18 protein-coding genes are annotated in these 17,027 nt (G+C 31.8%); 17 read left to right on the forward strand and 1 reads right to left on the reverse strand.

Translation table 11 applies throughout. From position 1 onward, the window contains the following. Window positions 1–307: 307 nt before the first annotated feature. The 16 genes from HMPREF0446_RS03990 to HMPREF0446_RS04065 all read left to right on the forward strand — a co-directional run bounded on the left by HMPREF0446_RS03990 (window position 308) and on the right by HMPREF0446_RS04065 (window position 15,760). Complete coding sequence (locus HMPREF0446_RS03990) at window positions 308–2,032, forward strand: Rqc2 family fibronectin-binding protein (protein ID WP_006702693.1); 1,725 nt, start codon at window positions 308–310, stop codon at window positions 2,030–2,032. A 10-nt stretch (window positions 2,033–2,042) separates the two neighbouring features. Then, window positions 2,043–3,188: a radical SAM family heme chaperone HemW gene (hemW, locus tag HMPREF0446_RS03995; RefSeq protein WP_006702692.1), complete on the forward strand. Its 1,146-nt coding sequence runs from the start codon at window positions 2,043–2,045 to the stop codon at window positions 3,186–3,188. Window positions 3,189–3,236: 48 nt separating this feature from the next. Further along, window positions 3,237–3,848, forward strand: coding sequence for a DUF2140 family protein (locus tag HMPREF0446_RS04000; RefSeq protein WP_006702691.1), 612 nt, complete (start codon window positions 3,237–3,239; stop codon window positions 3,846–3,848). 40 nt (window positions 3,849–3,888) lie between these two features. Continuing rightward, entirely contained in the window at window positions 3,889–4,596 is a 708-nt protein-coding gene (gene deoD / locus HMPREF0446_RS04005) for a purine-nucleoside phosphorylase (protein ID WP_006702690.1), read from the forward strand. A gap of 16 nt (window positions 4,597–4,612) precedes the next feature. After that, window positions 4,613–6,070, forward strand: a complete 1,458-nt coding sequence (locus tag HMPREF0446_RS04010; RefSeq protein WP_006702689.1) for a S41 family peptidase — start codon at window positions 4,613–4,615, stop codon at window positions 6,068–6,070. 15 nt (window positions 6,071–6,085) lie between these two features. Continuing rightward, on the forward strand, window positions 6,086–6,703 hold the full coding sequence (lepB, locus tag HMPREF0446_RS04015) for a signal peptidase I (protein ID WP_006702688.1): 618 nt from the start codon (window positions 6,086–6,088) through the stop codon (window positions 6,701–6,703). A 16-nt stretch (window positions 6,704–6,719) separates the two neighbouring features. Further along, a complete protein-coding gene (gene lepB, locus HMPREF0446_RS04020) occupies window positions 6,720–7,310 on the forward strand; it encodes a signal peptidase I (RefSeq protein ID WP_006702687.1) in 591 nt (196 codons plus the stop codon). A gap of 501 nt (window positions 7,311–7,811) precedes the next feature. After that, entirely contained in the window at window positions 7,812–8,795 is a 984-nt protein-coding gene (locus HMPREF0446_RS04025; RefSeq protein WP_006702686.1) for a mannose/fructose/sorbose PTS transporter subunit IIA, read from the forward strand. 9 nt (window positions 8,796–8,804) lie between these two features. Beyond that, entirely contained in the window at window positions 8,805–9,617 is an 813-nt protein-coding gene (locus tag HMPREF0446_RS04030; RefSeq protein WP_211228175.1) for a mannose/fructose/sorbose family PTS transporter subunit IIC, read from the forward strand. A 15-nt stretch (window positions 9,618–9,632) separates the two neighbouring features. Beyond that, window positions 9,633–10,547: a PTS system mannose/fructose/sorbose family transporter subunit IID gene (locus tag HMPREF0446_RS04035; protein WP_006702684.1), complete on the forward strand. Its 915-nt coding sequence runs from the start codon at window positions 9,633–9,635 to the stop codon at window positions 10,545–10,547. 99 nt (window positions 10,548–10,646) lie between these two features. Beyond that, the gene (locus HMPREF0446_RS04040) at window positions 10,647–11,009 is read left to right on the forward strand and encodes a DUF956 family protein (protein ID WP_006702683.1); all 363 of its coding nucleotides are present in this window, start codon (window positions 10,647–10,649) and stop codon (window positions 11,007–11,009) included. 313 nt (window positions 11,010–11,322) lie between these two features. Then, complete coding sequence (locus HMPREF0446_RS04045; protein WP_020991350.1) at window positions 11,323–12,291, forward strand: ATP-binding cassette domain-containing protein; 969 nt, start codon at window positions 11,323–11,325, stop codon at window positions 12,289–12,291. Then, window positions 12,288–13,067 (forward strand): hypothetical protein, encoded by a 780-nt coding sequence (locus HMPREF0446_RS04050; protein ID WP_006702681.1) that lies wholly within the window; start codon window positions 12,288–12,290, stop codon window positions 13,065–13,067. The genes HMPREF0446_RS04045 and HMPREF0446_RS04050 overlap by 4 nt, the downstream gene beginning before the upstream one ends. Before the next feature lie 4 nt (window positions 13,068–13,071). Beyond that, entirely contained in the window at window positions 13,072–13,875 is an 804-nt protein-coding gene (locus HMPREF0446_RS04055) for an ABC transporter permease (RefSeq protein WP_040507872.1), read from the forward strand. Window positions 13,876–14,004: 129 nt separating this feature from the next. Then, window positions 14,005–14,703: an MgtC/SapB family protein gene (locus HMPREF0446_RS04060; protein WP_006702679.1), complete on the forward strand. Its 699-nt coding sequence runs from the start codon at window positions 14,005–14,007 to the stop codon at window positions 14,701–14,703. Between the two features lie 91 nt (window positions 14,704–14,794). Further along, entirely contained in the window at window positions 14,795–15,760 is a 966-nt protein-coding gene (locus tag HMPREF0446_RS04065) for an ADP-ribosylglycohydrolase family protein (RefSeq protein WP_006702678.1), read from the forward strand. A gap of 12 nt (window positions 15,761–15,772) precedes the next feature. Here the strand turns inward: HMPREF0446_RS04065 and HMPREF0446_RS04070 are convergent, their stop codons facing one another. Continuing rightward, the gene (locus tag HMPREF0446_RS04070; protein WP_006702677.1) at window positions 15,773–16,024 is read right to left on the reverse strand and encodes a hypothetical protein; all 252 of its coding nucleotides are present in this window, start codon (window positions 16,022–16,024) and stop codon (window positions 15,773–15,775) included. A 144-nt stretch (window positions 16,025–16,168) separates the two neighbouring features. Between HMPREF0446_RS04070 and ylqF the strand changes: the two genes are divergently transcribed. Next, complete coding sequence (ylqF, locus tag HMPREF0446_RS04075; protein ID WP_006702676.1) at window positions 16,169–17,026, forward strand: ribosome biogenesis GTPase YlqF; 858 nt, start codon at window positions 16,169–16,171, stop codon at window positions 17,024–17,026. Window position 17,027 lies beyond the last annotated feature (1 nt).

The raw sequence follows: 17,027 nt of genomic DNA on the forward strand, positions 1-17,027 counted from the left end.
TTTCTCTGTAGCTTTAGCACTATAAGCCAGATGGGCTTATAGTGCAGGAAAAATTGAGACCTTAGGCTCAATTTTTAGGCATGAATCAGCAGAGCTGGTTGCTGCCGTCCTTAGCTACTGTAGGAAAGCCAATTGTATTTATTGTCTATGCTTTCTTATCATATCAGTAGATAAATTTTCTAAAAATCGTTACAATAGAGTAGAGTTTAACAGTAAAATCTAATCTAATGACGACACAAAATATAATAGATTTGGATTTATAATTAGATAAATTCAAATCTATTTTTTTATCTATATGGAGGAACTTATGACATTTGACGGTTTATTTACAAAATGGATGACGGATGAAGTTTCTAAAGAAATTATTGGAGGGAGAATTAGTAAAATTCATCAGCCCCTCCCATATGAAATTCAATTAACCATTCGCTCCAATCGTAAAAATTACTTACTATTATTATGTGCTCATCCCATGATGGCACGTTTCCAATTTATTACAGAAAAAGGGGATAATCCTGAAATTGCTCCTAATTTTTGTATGATTTTAAGAAAATACCTAGAAGGAGCGATTATTCAAGATTTTACTCAAGTTGGAGCTGACCGTATTATTCATTTAGACGTGGATACAAGGGATGAACTTGGAGATGAAGCAAAATGGCGTTTGACACTTGAAATGATGGGAAAACATAGTAATGTTTTCTTAGTGGATCGAAGAAACCAGCAAATTATTGATTGTTTAAAACGAATTCCATTAAGTCAAAATACTTATCGTACATTACAACCGGGTGCTACTTATCAATTACCTCCTCATCAAACAAAAATGAACCCATTTGAAATGACGTTATTTGAACTAGATGCAAGATTAACAAAGGGATTAGGAGAAGATTCTCTTGCAAAATCATTAATGAGTCTTGTACAAGGGATGAGTACATTAACAGCAAATGAAATTGTTGAACGTTCCATGATGTTTGATGAGACGATTGCTGAAAGTTTATGGAAGTTTTTAGAACAAAATAATGAAAAGCCAACACCTACCTTAGCAAAACTTTCGAATGGAAAAAGCTATTTTACAGTTTGTCCATATTATTCATTCCAAAATGCTGAAAATCAATCATTTGAAACATTGTCTGAATTATTAACAGCCTATTATGTTCATAAAGTTCAGGAAGAAAAAATTCAACAGTTGGCGGGTAATTTACTTCAAATGTTGAAATCAGAATTGAAAAAAAATCGAGAAAAATTGGTTAAATTTGAAGAAGATTTACAAAAGAGTGAGAAAGCTGAACAATATCGTATTAAAGGGGAGTTATTAAATACTTGTCTGTACCAAATAGAAAAAGGTCAAACTGAAATTCAAGTGGAGAATTATTACGATAATAATGAATTACTAACGATTCAATTATCTACATGGTTGACACCTTCTCAAAATGCGCAAGCTTATTTTAAAAAATATCAGAAATTAAGAAATTCAATTGAACATATTGAAAAACAACAGGAAGTTACTCATCAAGAAATTCAATATTTAGAACAAGTACTATATCAAATTGAAGAAGCAGATGTGCAAAACTTAGAAATTATTCGCGAAGAATTAGTAGCAAGTGGTTACTTAAAGCGTTCCGCTATGAAAAAAGGAAAGCAAAAAATAAAACCTTCAAAACCATATGTTTTCTACTCAAATGATGGTACAAGAATTTTAGTGGGTAGAAATAATTTGCAAAATGATACCTTAACATTAAAACAAGCCAAAAAAGAATATTTATGGTTACATGCGCAAAATATTCCTGGATCACACGTTATTGTAGAATCAGCAAATCCAACCGATGAAACGATTGGGCAAGCAGCGATGTTAGCAGCGTACTATTCTAAATATCGTCATTCAGCAACTGTTCCAGTGGACTATGTTTCTGTTTCAAAAATTAGAAAGCCAAATGGAGCTAAACCGGGATTTGTAGTGTATGAAGGACAACAAAATACGTATATCACTCCAGATGAAGCAGTGATTCAACAAATTCGGGAAAATAAACCAAAAGAATAAGGAGAAACAAATGAACGCAGTAAGAGCAGCTTATATTCATATTCCATTTTGTTCTCATATTTGCTATTATTGCGATTTTAATAAGGTATTTATTGAGGGGCAACCGGTTGATGAATATGTTGATTTATTAGTAAGAGAAATGCAATTACGAGCAAAGGCTCATCCCATCTCTCCTTTAGAGACTTTATATATCGGGGGAGGAACACCTTCAACTTTAACGCCAAAGCAATTAGCAACATTATTTGAAGGAATTCATCGCTATTTACCACTAGAGAAGAATTGCGAATTTACAATGGAATTAAATCCAGATGATGGGCAAATGGAACGGTTAGAAGTAATGAAAGAGTATGGGGTTAACCGTATTAGTATGGGAGTTCAATCTTTTAATGATGAATTATTAAAAAAAATTGGACGTAAACATAGTAAAAAGACAGTTTTAGAAAGTATAGGAAATGCTCGAAAATTAGGATTTGAGAATATAAGTATTGATTTGATTTTTAGATTGCCTCAACAAACGATTCAAGATTTCGAAGATAGTTTAAAAATTGCAATGGATTTAGATTTACCACATTATTCGATTTATTCCTTAATTTTAGAACAAAAGACCGTTTTTTATAATTTAATGAGACAGGGAAAACTTCCTTTGCCAACTCAAGATGAGGAAGCAGATATGTTTCAATTAGCCATGGATTCTATGGAAAGTTTTGGACGGCATCATTATGAAATTAGTAATTATGCACTTCCAGGTTTCGAATCTAGACATAATTTACATTACTGGAAAGCAGATGAGTATTTAGGGTTTGGTGCTGGTGCTCATGGTTATTTAAATCAAGAACGCTATCAAAATTGTGGTCCCATTCAACATTATTTAGAACCATTACGGAATTTTGCACTTCCAATTTTACAAAAGGATGTATTAAGTAAAAAATCTCAAATCGAAGAATTTATGTTTTTAGGATTAAGAAAAATGTCTGGTGTTTCTAATCTTGAATTTAAGAGAAGATTTGGACGAAATATGAATGAAATTTATCAAGATATTATTGAGGATTTATTAGAACAGGAATTGATCCAATTAACAACAGAGGGAATTGCGTTAACTCATAAAGGAAAGTTTTTAGGAAATAATGTATTCCAAGCATTTCTTTTAGAAGATTAGGTTAAGATTTTATATGAATTGCTGTAAAGAGATGAAAGAGGTGATAGAATGACACTATTAAGAAGAACTAAAAAGAAAAGGAATTATTGGAAAATTGCTTTTTTTGCCTTAATTGCAATCAATTTATTTGTAGTGATTTCCTCAATAATTCCTAGTCGAACTAAACATCAAGTTTCAACAACGCAAATTGTAGAACAAGGAGAGAATTGGATGGAAGTCACATTAAGTAAAAATGAAATTCAAAATATTTTAGAAATTGTTTCCAAAAAGAATCAAGTAGAAAATCCAAATTTTCCAAACTTTGTGATGAATGATTCAGTCATTCAAATTACTGGAGATGCTAACGCGTTAGGGGTAACTGTACCATACAAAATGACGACAGTTCCTTATGTAACGGAAGAAGGAACCATTCAATTAAAAATAGAGTCTGTTCAATTAGGAGGTTTCTCTTTACCAGTATTTTTAGCTTTAGGAAGATTACAACAAATAGAATTTCCAGAATGGTTCCAATTAAATACTGAGAAACAATATTTCTTATTAAATTTATCAGGAATTCATGAAGGAAGTACGATTAAAGCAAAAAAAATTAATTTAAAATCGAATGAATTTATTTTTTCTATTTCAATTTCTAATGACAATATAGTAGAATATCTACAGTAAGAAAAATTTAAAAGTCTATAAGACAGTTAGGAGATCACACATGAGTGTACATATTAATGCAACAAAAGGACAAATCGCTGAGGTAGTTTTAATGCCGGGAGACCCACTTCGTGCAAAATACATTGCGGAGCATTATTTAACAGATGTTGAACAATATAATAGTGTAAGAAATATGTTTGGATATACAGGTTTATACAAAGGACAACGAGTATCTGTTCAAGGTAGTGGAATGGGTATTCCTTCAATGATGATTTATGCCAATGAATTATATACTGAATTTGGAGTTGAAAAGATTATTCGTATTGGTTCAGCTGGTTCAATTCAACCTGATGTAAATGTTCGTGATATCGTATTAGCTCAAGGAGCTACAACAGATTCATCAATTATTACAAATATTTTCCAAGGACAAGTAAACTTCGCACCTTTAGCTTCATTTGATTTATTAGATAAAGCTTATCATTTAGCAAAAGAACGTGGTGCAACTGTTCACGTTGGAAATATTTTATCTTCAGATCGTTTCTATAATGCTGAATTAAACAAAAAAAAATTACAAGAATATGGCGTACTTGCCATTGAAATGGAAGCTGCTGGTTTATATGCATTAGCGGCACAACATAAAAAACAAGCTCTAGCAATTGTAACAATCAGTGACCATATTTTAACAGGTGAAGAAACGACAGCAGAAGAACGTGAAAAAACATTTAATGAAATGATGGAAATTGCTTTAGAAACAGTTCATAAAGGTTAATGTATAGGTAAAATATATGGAAGAAAATCAAGAAAAAGTTGTTAATAAACCTAAAAAAGGAATTCGAGTATGGGTTTTTATCGTTTCATTAATTGCTACAATGCTCATTTCAGTTTTTATAACAGTTGCATTAGTGATTACACAACTGCCAAAAGCAGATAACAAATTAGCATTTGGTATATTTAAAAAGAATGAAATTTTTCAAATTGAAAAAGTATTTTATTATTTAAAACAAAATTATTTAGATAAAGATGTTACTAGTGAACAATTAATTCAAGGTGCTTTAAAAGGAATGGCTGAATCAGTTGGAGATCCTTATACTACTTATTTAGTAAATGACGAGACAGCACAATTAGATGAAACCGTCAATGGAGCATTTGGTGGAATTGGAGCTGAATTAAAATCAGATCAAAGCCGAGTAGTAATTAGTACAACGATGGAAGGAAGTCCTTCACAACAAGTAGGACTTCAAGCTGATGATGTGATTACAAAAGTTAATGGCGAGGATATGACTGGTAAGACCATTTCCGAAGTTGTAAAAAAAGTACGTGGAGAAGTTGGTACAGATGTTGTTTTAACAATTGAACGCGCGGGCACTTCTTTAGAAGTAAAATTAACAAGAGCTAGCATTGCGATTAATACTGTAAAAGCTGAATTAGATAAAGAGGATACAACAATTGGTCATGTTCGCATTACTAGTTTTGCAAAAAATACTGCTGAAGAATTAGAAAAAGCAGTAAAAGATTTAACTGAAAAAGGGGCAAAATCATTTGTATTCGATGTACGATATAATCCCGGAGGTCTTTTAGATCAAGCTTATAAAGTTGCCAATATGTTTTTAAAAGATGGTGAGCCAATTGTTCAAGTAGAAGATAGATTTGGCGAGAAAAAAATCTATAAAGCTTCTTCATCCATTGGTGAATTCAAAATTACTCAGCCATATGTTCTTCTAGTGAATGAAGGAAGTGCAAGTGCTTCTGAAATTTTAGCAGCAGCTATTAAAGAAGGTGCTGGAGGACAAATTGTAGGAACAAAAACTTATGGTAAAGGTACTGTACAAAGTGTTGTCGATATTACTGATAATAGTGAGCTAAAATATACGAATGCTAAATGGTTAACCCCAAAGGGAAATTGGATTCATAAAGAAGGAGTCACTCCAACGAAAGAAGTGAATTTACCTGATTATGCATTTCTAAAAATTATTGATGCAAGAGAAACATTAAAAGTAGGCACAGTTTCACAAAATGTACTTTCTGTTGAGACGATTTTAAAAGGCTTAGGATATTCTGTTACAGCAGATGGCTATTTTGATGAAGCTACAAAAGAGGCAGTAAAAGCCTATCAACAAAAAGAAGGATTAACTGCAACAGGAGAAGTTGATGAAGAGACTGCTCAAAAATTAATGAATAGTGTCAGAGAATTAATTCAACAAAACGATACACAGTATCAAGCAGCAAAAGAATTATTAAAATAGAATGGAGGTTTTTAAATGGAAGAAGTAAGTTCATTTATTCCTCGTAATATGCGTAAAAGAAAACTTCCTAAACCAACAATATGGGAAGAATTACTGAGTTGGTTTGCCTCCTTTGCCGTATCATTTGCGATATTAGCTTTATTATTTGTATTTGTTGGAAAACCTTTTACGGTTAGTGGACAATCGATGTATCCAACACTACATGATTCAGATCGCATGTTTATGTCAAAATTAGGGGATATTCATCGATTTGATGTTGTCGTTTTACATGCACCTGATCAAGATAAAGAATATATTAAACGAGTGATTGGAATGCCAGGTGATACAATTGAAGTTAAAGATGGCAAATTATATATCAATGGTCAAGTAGTGGACCAACCATTTATTAATAAAGAAATACTTGTGAATAAAACCGTCTATATTGATGATTTCACTTTACAAGAATTAACTGGAGAATCAAAAGTACCTGAAGGAAAATATTTTGTAATGGGAGATAATCGTGGAGTTTCAAGAGATAGTCGAATGATTGGATTTATTGAACGCTCTGCAATTGAAGGGAAAGCAGTCTTTACAATTTGGCCATTAAATCGAATTGGTGGTCAAACAAATTACTCTTATTTATATTCTGAATGATAAGGAGAGATTTTAAATGAGTTATGAAGATGAGTATGAATATAAACCTTCTATATTGTCTATTATTTGGTCTTGGATTTGGTCATTTATAGTAGCGTTCATTATTGTAGGGGGAGTGTATTTCTTCCTTGGAAGACCTTTTACAGTGAGTGGAGCTTCAATGTACCCAACATTACATAATGGTGATCGAATGGTGCTATCTAAAGTTGGAGATGTTCATCGTTTTGATGTTGTTATTCTAAAGGCTCCAGATGAAAATGTTGAATATATTAAACGTGTTATTGGAATGCCTGGTGATACAGTAGAAATGAAGAGTGGTGTTCTTTATATTAATGGTAAAAAAGTGGACCAACCTTTTATTAATACTGAAGCATTGGCAAAACAAACGGTTTTTATTGATGATTTTACTTTAGAGAGTCTTACTGGTGAAGCCAAGGTTCCTGAAGGAAAGTATTTTGTTTTAGGGGATAATCGTGGAGTTTCTAAAGATAGTCGAATGATTGGTTTTATTGATCGTTCAGCAATTGAAGGGAAAGCAGTCTTTACAATTTGGCCATTTGGTCGAATTGGAGGACAAAAGAATTACGGTTATTTATATTCTGAATAAACGATAGAAATTGACTTTTCTTAAAGTAGTATTAGGACGCCAGTAGCCCCCTGTGGGGTCTCTTGGCTAAAATTTGAGCCTGTAGTCTCAAATTTTCCTGTACAAGAAGTATAGAATACTTCTTGTACCCATACTACTCTGAAAAGTTTTTTCTATTTGACGTAAAGATATGAGAGTACGTTTATAATTGTGATTTATTTAAAGTAGTTAGGATGCTAGCAGCCACCTAACGGTGTATCATTGCTATAGCTACTTTATAAGTAATTTCTTTTTCTAATCTTTCTTAAAAAGTCATATTTATGCAAAGGAAAGCTGGAATTTTAATGTCCAGTTTTCTTTTTTTTATAACAAATTTCCAATATTTGAGGAGATATTCTATATAATTAGTTAAAATCATTATTATTTATTAAACGTTTTCTTTTACAAAATAAAAAAATAATGTTAAACTTCGAGTGGTGCATAAAAAGGATGCATTAATATAGATTTATAGGAGGAAATCATATGGTTGGAATTATTATTGCAAGCCATGGTGAATTTGCTGCTGGTATTAAGCAATCTGGTTCAATGATTTTTGGAGAACAAGAAAAAGTTGAATCTGTTGTATTTATGCCAAGTGAAGGACCAGATGATTTGCAAAGAAAATTGCAAGAAGCCATTGCGAAAGTTGATTCAGAAGAAATCTTATTCTTAGTCGATTTATGGGGCGGTAGTCCATTCAATCAAGCAAATAAATTGTTTGAAGAAGCTCCTGAACATCGTGCGATTGTTGCTGGATTAAACTTACCAATGTTAATCGAAGCGTATGCGAGTCGTTTCTCAATGAATACAGCTCACGAAATTGCGCAAGCGATTGCTCCAACTGCAATTGAAGGTGTGAAAGTTCGCCCAGAGGAATTGCAAAAGAAAGAAGAAGTAGCCGAAGAACAAACGGTTGCACCTAAAGGAGCTATTCCAGAAGGAACAGTTTTAGGAGATGGCAAAATTAAGTTTGTATTAGCTCGTATTGATACTCGTTTACTTCATGGACAAGTTGCTACTAACTGGACTAAAGCAACAAATCCAAATCGTATTATTGTTGTATCTGATTCAGTATCAAAAGATGATTTACGTAAAAAATTAATTGAACAAGCAGCTCCTCCAGGAGTTCGTGCTCACGTTATCCCATTGGATAAATTAGTTCAAGTTTATAACGACCCACGTTTTGGCGATACAAAAGCATTATTATTATTTGAAAACCCACAAGATGCTTTAGCAGTTATTGAAAAAGGTGTAGAAATTCCAGAATTAAATATTGGTTCTATGGCTCATTCAGTAGGTAAAGTTCAAATTAATAATGTATTATCTGTTGACCAAGCAGATGTTGATACGTATAAGAAATTACGTGATTTAGGCGTAAAATTCGATGTTAGAAAAGTATCAGGAGATTCACCTTCTGATTTATTCAAATTAATCGCTGCAAAAGCAGGCGAAGGATTAAGCATTTAATAGGAGGTCATTATGGATTTTAATATTGTAGCAATTATTGCAGTCCTAGTTGTTGCCTTTTTAGCTGGTATGGAAAGTATTTTAGACCAATTCCAATTCCATCAACCAATTATTGCATGTTCATTAATTGGATTAGCAACAGGACATTTATCTGAATGTATTATTTTAGGTGGAGCTTTACAATTATTAGCTCTAGGTTGGGCTAATATCGGTGCAGCGGTTGCTCCCGATGCAGCGTTAGCTTCAGTAGCATCTGCCATTATTTATGTAAAAGCTGGTGACTTCTCTACAGATGGTCGTAATATCGCGATTGCAGCAGCTATCACTTTAGCAACTGTAGGTTTAGTAACAACTATGATTGTTCGTACTTTATCAGTTGTTCTTGTTCACCAAGCTGACAGAGCAGCAGAACAAGGAAACTTCCGTGGTGTTGAATTTTGGCACTATGTAGCATTAGCTACACAAGGTTTACGTATTGCAATTCCTGCAGGAGCTTTATTATTCATCCCTTCTTCAGCAGTACAAGCTGCTTTAGGTTCATTACCAGCATGGTTTACTGGTGGTATGACAGTAGGTGGGGGAATGGTAGTAGCCGTTGGTTATGCAATGGTTATTAACTTAATGGCAACTAAAGAAGTATGGCCATTCTTCTTCTTAGGTTTTGCTTTAGCACCAATTAAAGAATTAACTTTAATTGCAACTGGTATTATCGGTTTAGCAATTGCTGTAATTTACTTAAACTTACAAAAAAATAACTCAGGTGGTTCAGGATCAAATTCTGGTTCAGGAGACCCACTTGGCGATATTTTAAATGATTACTAGAATGGAGGAACAAATATGTCAGAGAAAAAAGTTTCATTAACGAAAAGCGATCGTATTAGCGTTATGTTACGTTCTCAGTTCCTTCAAGGTTCATGGAACTATGAGCGTATGCAAAATGGTGGTTGGGCATTCTCATTAATCCCAGCACTTAAAAAATTATATCCTAACAAAGAAGAAGCTAGTGATGCTTTAAAACGTCACTTAGAGTTCTTTAATACTCACCCATATATTGCTGCTCCAATTCTTGGGGTAACATTAGCTCTTGAAGAAGAAAAAGCGAATGGAGCAGATATTGATGATGCTGCTATTCAAGGGGTTAAAGTTGGTATGATGGGACCTTTAGCAGGTATTGGGGATCCAGTATTCTGGTTTACAGTTCGTCCAATTCTTGGAGCGATTGCAGCTTCATTGGCAACTGGGGGTTCATTATTAGCACCATTATTCTTCTTCATTTCTTGGAACTTAGTACGTATTGCTTTCTTATGGTACACACAAGAAGTTGGATATAAACAAGGTTCTGAAATTACAAGTGACTTATCAGGTGGTATTTTACAAACTATCACTAAAGGTGCTTCAATCTTAGGGATGTTCGTAATGGGGATTTTAGTTCAACGATGGACTTCTATTAACTTCCCATTAGTTGTTGCTCGTGCTAAATTATCTGAAGGAGCATACATTCAATTCCCTGATGGAGCTGTTGATGGTTCAACTTTACAAAAAATCTTATCTGCATTAGCAGGTGGTACTTCATTAACTCCTGAAAAAGTTACAACATTACAAGATAACTTAAACCAATTAATTCCAGGTTTTGCTGCTTTATTATTAACATTCGCATGTATGTGGTTATTAAAACGTAAAGTAAGCCCAATTTTAATTATCTTTGGATTATTTGCATTAGGTATTCTTGGTCGTGTAGCAGGAATTATGTAATATAAAGATTAATTTAGGATGAACAGATTTAATATCTGTTCATCTTTTTTTGTTTTATGTTAAAATAAACTTATTAGTTTATTATATAAGGAGAAGGTTATGGCACAGTCACTAAATACAAAAGTTATTTATACAACAAAGGCCAATGTTTTTGTTGGGTGGATTGGAAATAAGCATGGCGATATTCTTGTTGGAGATAGAGCGTTTGAGTTTTATAATGAAAAAAATCCGGAGGATTATATTCAAATTCCTTGGAACGAGATTGATAAAGTACGTGCGCAACTGTTCTTTAAGGATCGTTACATTCGAGGATTCTTTATTGATACGAAATCTGCTGGTTCGTTTAATTTTGTTGTAAAAAATGCCGGTAAATGTTTAAAAGAGATGCGTACATTTGTTGGAGAGGAAAATATTGTACGTAGTAAACCATTGTTTACGATGAGGAATTTATTCAAAAAGTAAATATTATTTATAATGACTTCTAAAATAGTAGTAAGGGACGGAAGCAGCCTCGCATTTGCGAGTCTCATTCCCAATAAAAGTAGCCATTTAGGCTACTTTTATCATTACTACTATGAGAAGTCATTGAGTGGTGGAGCATAGAGAGCCTCTGCGTTTATGATGTTATATAATGACTTCTAAAATAGTAGTAAGGGGCGGAAGCAGCCTCGCATTTGCAAGTTTCATCCCTAAAACTACTAAGACAAGTCATTGGTGTGTGGAGTATAGAGAGTCTGTACGGATAAAATTTTATTTATGATATATGGAGAAGAGTATGATTCGTTTTGAAAATGTATATAAAGAATATATTGATTCAGATATACAATTAAAAAAGTCTTTTAAAGAAAAATTATTTACAAAAAAGGCAAAGAAAACAGTTATTCAAGATTTAAATTTAGAAATTAACGAAGGAGAAATTGTTGGTTATATAGGTGAGAATGGTGCTGGAAAATCTACGACAATAAAGATGTTATTAGGAATTATCCCTGCAGATTCTGGTAATGTAACAGTTTTTGAAAAGGATTCGTTCAAGAATCGTCGAAAAAACGCTTCTGAAATTGGAGTTATGTTTGGACAGAAGTCTCATCTCTGGTGGGATTTACCACTGTTAGATTCTTTCAAATTTTTACAAAAAATTTATTCTAAATCCTCTGTTGAAGATGATAAATGGTTAGAATGGCTAGTAAATGAATTAGAAGTAAAAGAATATATAAATCAACCAGTTCGAGAACTTTCTTTAGGACAACGTATGCGTGGAGAATTTGTTTGTGCTTTACTTCATTCTCCTAAGTTAGTCATTTTAGATGAACCTACAATTGGTATTGATGTTCAAACAAAACAAAAAATGATGGAAATTATTTTAAAAGTTAATGAGCAAAAAAATACGACATTCATGATTACCAGTCATGATTTTCAAGAGATTGAGAAAGTTTGTCAAAGAATTATTATTCTGAACAAAGGCATCAATGCATATCAAGGAAGTATTGAAGAGTTTAAAAATCAATATTCTTATTTGAAAAAAGTTATAATTTATCACGAACAAGGACAGCATGAATTGATAGAGAATTCAACTATAAAAGTATTAGCAAAGAATATTTTTTCTACTGAGTATTTTTTTGATACTCGTGAAATTTCAGAAACATTAGCTATTGAATTTATTCAAAATAATTATCATCCTGATAATTTAGAAGTTGTTCATTTAAGTTTATCAGAATTAATGACGGTAAAGAGGGTGTTAGAATGAAAGGTTTATTAGCATACATACTTTACCAGTTTAAGTCTAATAAAAAATATCGCATGAATAATGTTATGACGATTATGAGTACATTTATCGCTATTGTAATTCAGTATTATATTTGGACATATGTTGAAAAAACAAATGGAATGAATACACAACAAATTATTATTTATTCTATGTTTGCCTTAACATTATCGTCTTTATTACCTTTATTTTCTTCAGCTGACTTTATGAATCATATTATTTTAAAGGGAACAATAGCTAATTATTTACAGCGTCCACAAATGCTGTTTTTTGTTAATTCCTCTATTCAAATTGGAAATAGTTTTTATAAGATTATTTATCGAATTATTCCGATTTGGGTTATTTATATTATTTTTTTCAAAATTAATCTCATGACTGTAAATAGTGTTCTTTTGTTAGCATTACTATCTTTATGTTTTAGTTGGATACTTTCATTAATTATTGGTCATATTATAGGATTACTTTCTCCGTATTTAATTAGTATAAATGGAACTAAAAGTTTAATTTCTGGCTTAATATTATTACTTGGAGGGGGAGTTTTACCGATAGATATTTATCCTGAACCCTTAAAATTTATTGTATTAAAACTGCCTTTTGTTGCATTACAATATTTTCCTAGTGCAATATTAAGTGGAAGTCAATTATTTTCTTATACGACTGCACTTTTAATTCAATTCTGTTGGATTCTTTTCTTTCTCTTAGTTTTATTCATTATACAAAAAAGAGTCTACTCAAAACTTGAAATTATGGGAGGGTAACATGATGATTCGTTCGTTAAAATTTTATAGAAAAATTTATACTGAATTTATAAGAATGGATATCAAACGAATAATGATGTATCCTATTGATTTTGTTTTAGGAAATATGGGCTTTTTTCTAGAAACAATTTCAACCTTATTTGTACTTTATATCATTGTTATGAATACAGGGTTTTTAGGTGAGTTTAGTGGATACGAAGTTTTATTTTTTTATTCATATTTAATGTTAGTAAATGCTCTATGGGAAATATTTTTTGTAACTGTACTTGAAATTCCATATATGATTCAAAGTGGAGAGCTAGATATTTTCTTAGTAAGACCTTTAAATATTTTATTTCAATTTATTATTTTTCAACTAGATGAAGAATCTGTATTTGAAACGGTAGTAGCTTTATTGTTATTAATAGGATCAATCATTCAATTATCTGGATTATGGACAGTTATCTTCTTTATTAAATTACTTTTCTTTATACTTTCTTCTATTTTTGTTAGATATGCTATTTATTTATTTTTAAGTACTACTGCATTTTGGTGGGTATCAAATGATGGGCTTAAAAGTATTTTTTGGGAAGTTTCTCAACTTGGAAATTATCCAATTTCAATCTATCCTCAATGGTTAAAAGCTGTATTAATGATTATACCATTTAGTTTTATTGGATATTTTCCTGTACATGAGTTATTACTAAGTACTAATCGATTTACTTTAGAAACATTAATGAATTTTAGTTCAGGATGGATTATATTTTATTTAGTTTATCAATTCTTTTGGAAACAAGGATTAAAGAAATATCAAAGTATTGGTGGTTAAATCAATATAGTTAAAAACTTAAAATATTATATCACTCACAGCATTCAGCTTGACTTTTTCTTATAAAAATTATACGATAATAAGCATTCTATGAGAACGATATCAGGAAGAATGGAAAGGAGAAGTTTAATGGAACAAATATTTTTACATCAATTTGATGTTTTATTAGAATTACGTCATTTTTTATCCATCGTTCTCGCATGTTTATGCGGATGGGCGATAGGATATGAGCGTAAGTCACGTAATAAACAAGCGGGGGTGAAAACCCATGTCATTGTTGCATTAGCTTCTGCTTTAATGATGATTGTTTCAAAAGAAGCCTTTTGGGAAACTCCAGACGCTGCAGATACGACACGTATTGCTGCGCAAATCGTTAGTGGTATCAGTTTTATCGGTGGGGGTATTATCTACATGCGTGATATGCGTGTTAGTGGTGTTACGACAGCTGCTGGCTTATGGGCAACTTCGGGAATTGGAATGGCTATTGGCGGAGGTTTCTGGTTCTTTGGCAGTGTTTGTTGCGCTGTAGTGGTAATAGTTCAATTATTAACACATCGCAAACTCAGTGTTCATAGAAAAATGTATCAATTAAATATTACTGGAATGATTAGTCATTTGAATGTTATTCATGATATTCATCGACATTGTAATTTAAAACAGTATCAAGCTGCCAATGTTGAAGTGAAGAAAATTCCAGAAGGATACGAGTTATATATTCAAATTGATAATGATGCTCGTGTTTTTGTTCAAGATTTTAAAAAGACAATTCAAGAAAAGGGAATTGATTTTAAAATTAAGAAAGTTAAATTTAAAGCAACAATGGGATAATTTATATTAGAAAGCCTTGAAGGAGTAGGATAGCTCACTTCAAGGCTTTTTTGTTTATGATATAATGAACTCAATAGGAGGTAGAAGTTCTATGGATAAATTTGAGAATTTAGAATCGCTAAGAAAAATGATTATGGCTGTTATTTATGGGCTTGCTGTTGGTGACGCATTAGGTGTTCCAGTAGAATTTGAAGCAAGAGATAGTTATAGTCTTACAGAGATGATAGGGTATGGGACATATCATCAACCCATTGGCACATGGTCCGATGATACTTCATTGACATTAGCCTTAATGGAACATTTAGGTGAAAAATCAGACTTAAGTATCTTAATGGATAAATTTGTAGCTTATCGTGATGGTTATTTAACACCCTTTGGATATTGTTTTGATATAGGTATTGCAACAAATGAAGCAATTGAACGATATTTATCAGGGATTTCACCAGAAGCGTGTGGCGGGAAAGATGAGAGATCTAATGGTAATGGAGCTTTAATGAGAATTTCTCCTTTAGTAGTTTTTCTTTTGATTAAAATGTCTAATCTAGTTGAGCAAGTTGAGTTAATAAAGAAATATACAATGGTAACTCATGGGCATCCAAGGTCTATTGTTGCCTCGATTATCTATCTTTTTCTATTAAAAGATATGCTATTCAATAATTCACTTCCAAAAGTATTAGATTCCGTTCAAATAAAATTAGAAGAAATATTTAGCCAAAATTCTGAGTACTGGGAAGAATATGAAAATTATTTTAAGGAAATTTTTGATGAAGAATTTTATCATAAAAGTCGTGAGGAAATTAAATCTACAGGTTATGTGGTGGATACACTGAAAGCTTGTTTATGGTGCATAGGAACAACAAACAGTTTTAAGGATGCCGTTTTGAAAGCCGTGAATCTTGGAGAAGATACAGACACAATTGGTGCCATTACAGGTACATTAGCTGGAGCTAAATACTCTTTTGAATCCATTCCTAAAGAATGGATAGAAAGAATAGCCAATAAAACTTTAATAGATGAAAAGTGTGAACAATTATTTAATGGAATGATTGATGCTTAATAATCGTATTATTTATTTTTTTAAGTAAAAGTATAGCAACATATCTAACACTTTCGTAATGATCCATAAAATAATGGCATAATAAAAGAAATAGAAAAAATAAGAAATACTGACAATGATTCCTAATAAGACAAAAATGATAATGGAAAATACCCAAAATAATTTTAGATATAGCAATAGTTTTTCGCGAATAAAAAATTCTTCATTACTTAATATTGATTGAGAACCATCAAATTTATCAATCAGTTGAATCAATTTTTTCATATCTTTCTTCCTTTCAAAATAAAAATAGTATTGTGATTATACACTAAAAGTTTGCCTGTGACTATGAATAATTTTGAAATAAAAAGGGAGTATGTTAAAATAGTTCAGAATAAAGTTACAAGTAGTAAGAAAGGGTGAAAATTGATGGCAACGATACAATGGTATCCTGGACATATGGCTAAAGCTAAAAGAGAAGCCATTGAAAAACTAAAATTAGTAGATGTTGTAATCGAATTAGTGGATGCACGTATTCCAGAATCAAGTCGTAATCCAATTGTAAATGAGATTAAAGGACAAAAGAAACAATTAATGCTATTAAATAAGACGGATTTAGCGGATCCGATTCAAACAAAGAAATGGATGAAATATTATCAAGAAGAAGGTATTGAAGTTTTAACCGTTGAAGCTAAAGATGGTAAAGGATTGAATCAAGTAAAAGCAGCGATAAAAGCATTGATGGCTGAAGAATTTGAAAAATTAGCTGCAAAAGGAGTTCGTCCTCGTCCGATTCGTTTAATGGTATTAGGAATCCCAAACGTTGGAAAATCAACATTTATTAATCGTATGATTCAAAAAAATCAAGCTGAAACAGCAAATCGTCCTGGAGTTACCAAAGGACAACGATGGTTAAAAATTGGTAATGATTTTGAGTTATTAGATACGCCTGGTATTTTATGGCCAAAATTTGATAATCAAGAGATTGGGAATAAATTAGCTGTAACAGGAGCGATTAAAGATTCATTATTACATATGGATGATGTAGCACTTTTTGCGATTAATATTTTCAGAACCTACTATACAGATGCTTTAAGAAAACCTTATGGTTTGAGTGCAACTGATTTAGAATTATCTGATGTTGATTTATTATTACTTATTACGAAAAAGTTAGGATTCAAAGATGATTACGAACGTGCAAGTGAGCGTATTATTTTTGATATTCGTGCTGGTAAATTAGGTCGATATACATTAGATACTGCACCAATTAGTTTGGAAGGTGTATAAA

It is taken from the genome of Granulicatella elegans ATCC 700633 (assembly GCF_000162475.2).
GTDB classification, from domain to species: domain Bacteria; phylum Bacillota; class Bacilli; order Lactobacillales; family Aerococcaceae; genus Granulicatella; species Granulicatella elegans.

Coding starts and splice junctions, on each gene's coding strand:
- HMPREF0446_RS04035 (WP_006702684.1), top strand. CDS start 9,633: ATGTCAGAGAAAAAAGTTTCATTAACGAAAAGCGATCGTATTAGCGTT.
- HMPREF0446_RS04010 (WP_006702689.1), top strand. CDS start 4,613: ATGGAAGAAAATCAAGAAAAAGTTGTTAATAAACCTAAAAAAGGAATT.
- HMPREF0446_RS04040 (WP_006702683.1), top strand. CDS start 10,647: ATGGCACAGTCACTAAATACAAAAGTTATTTATACAACAAAGGCCAAT.
- HMPREF0446_RS04050 (WP_006702681.1), top strand. CDS start 12,288: ATGAAAGGTTTATTAGCATACATACTTTACCAGTTTAAGTCTAATAAA.
- ylqF (WP_006702676.1), top strand. CDS start 16,169: ATGGCAACGATACAATGGTATCCTGGACATATGGCTAAAGCTAAAAGA.
- lepB (WP_006702688.1), top strand. CDS start 6,086: ATGGAAGAAGTAAGTTCATTTATTCCTCGTAATATGCGTAAAAGAAAA.
- HMPREF0446_RS04055 (WP_040507872.1), top strand. CDS start 13,072: ATGATTCGTTCGTTAAAATTTTATAGAAAAATTTATACTGAATTTATA.
- HMPREF0446_RS04000 (WP_006702691.1), top strand. CDS start 3,237: ATGACACTATTAAGAAGAACTAAAAAGAAAAGGAATTATTGGAAAATT.
- deoD (WP_006702690.1), top strand. CDS start 3,889: ATGAGTGTACATATTAATGCAACAAAAGGACAAATCGCTGAGGTAGTT.
- hemW (WP_006702692.1), top strand. CDS start 2,043: ATGAACGCAGTAAGAGCAGCTTATATTCATATTCCATTTTGTTCTCAT.
- lepB (WP_006702687.1), top strand. CDS start 6,720: ATGAGTTATGAAGATGAGTATGAATATAAACCTTCTATATTGTCTATT.
- HMPREF0446_RS04070 (WP_006702677.1), bottom strand. CDS start 16,024: ATGAAAAAATTGATTCAACTGATTGATAAATTTGATGGTTCTCAATCA.
- HMPREF0446_RS04065 (WP_006702678.1), top strand. CDS start 14,795: ATGGATAAATTTGAGAATTTAGAATCGCTAAGAAAAATGATTATGGCT.
- HMPREF0446_RS04060 (WP_006702679.1), top strand. CDS start 14,005: ATGGAACAAATATTTTTACATCAATTTGATGTTTTATTAGAATTACGT.
- HMPREF0446_RS04025 (WP_006702686.1), top strand. CDS start 7,812: ATGGTTGGAATTATTATTGCAAGCCATGGTGAATTTGCTGCTGGTATT.
- HMPREF0446_RS03990 (WP_006702693.1), top strand. CDS start 308: ATGACATTTGACGGTTTATTTACAAAATGGATGACGGATGAAGTTTCT.
- HMPREF0446_RS04045 (WP_020991350.1), top strand. CDS start 11,323: ATGATTCGTTTTGAAAATGTATATAAAGAATATATTGATTCAGATATA.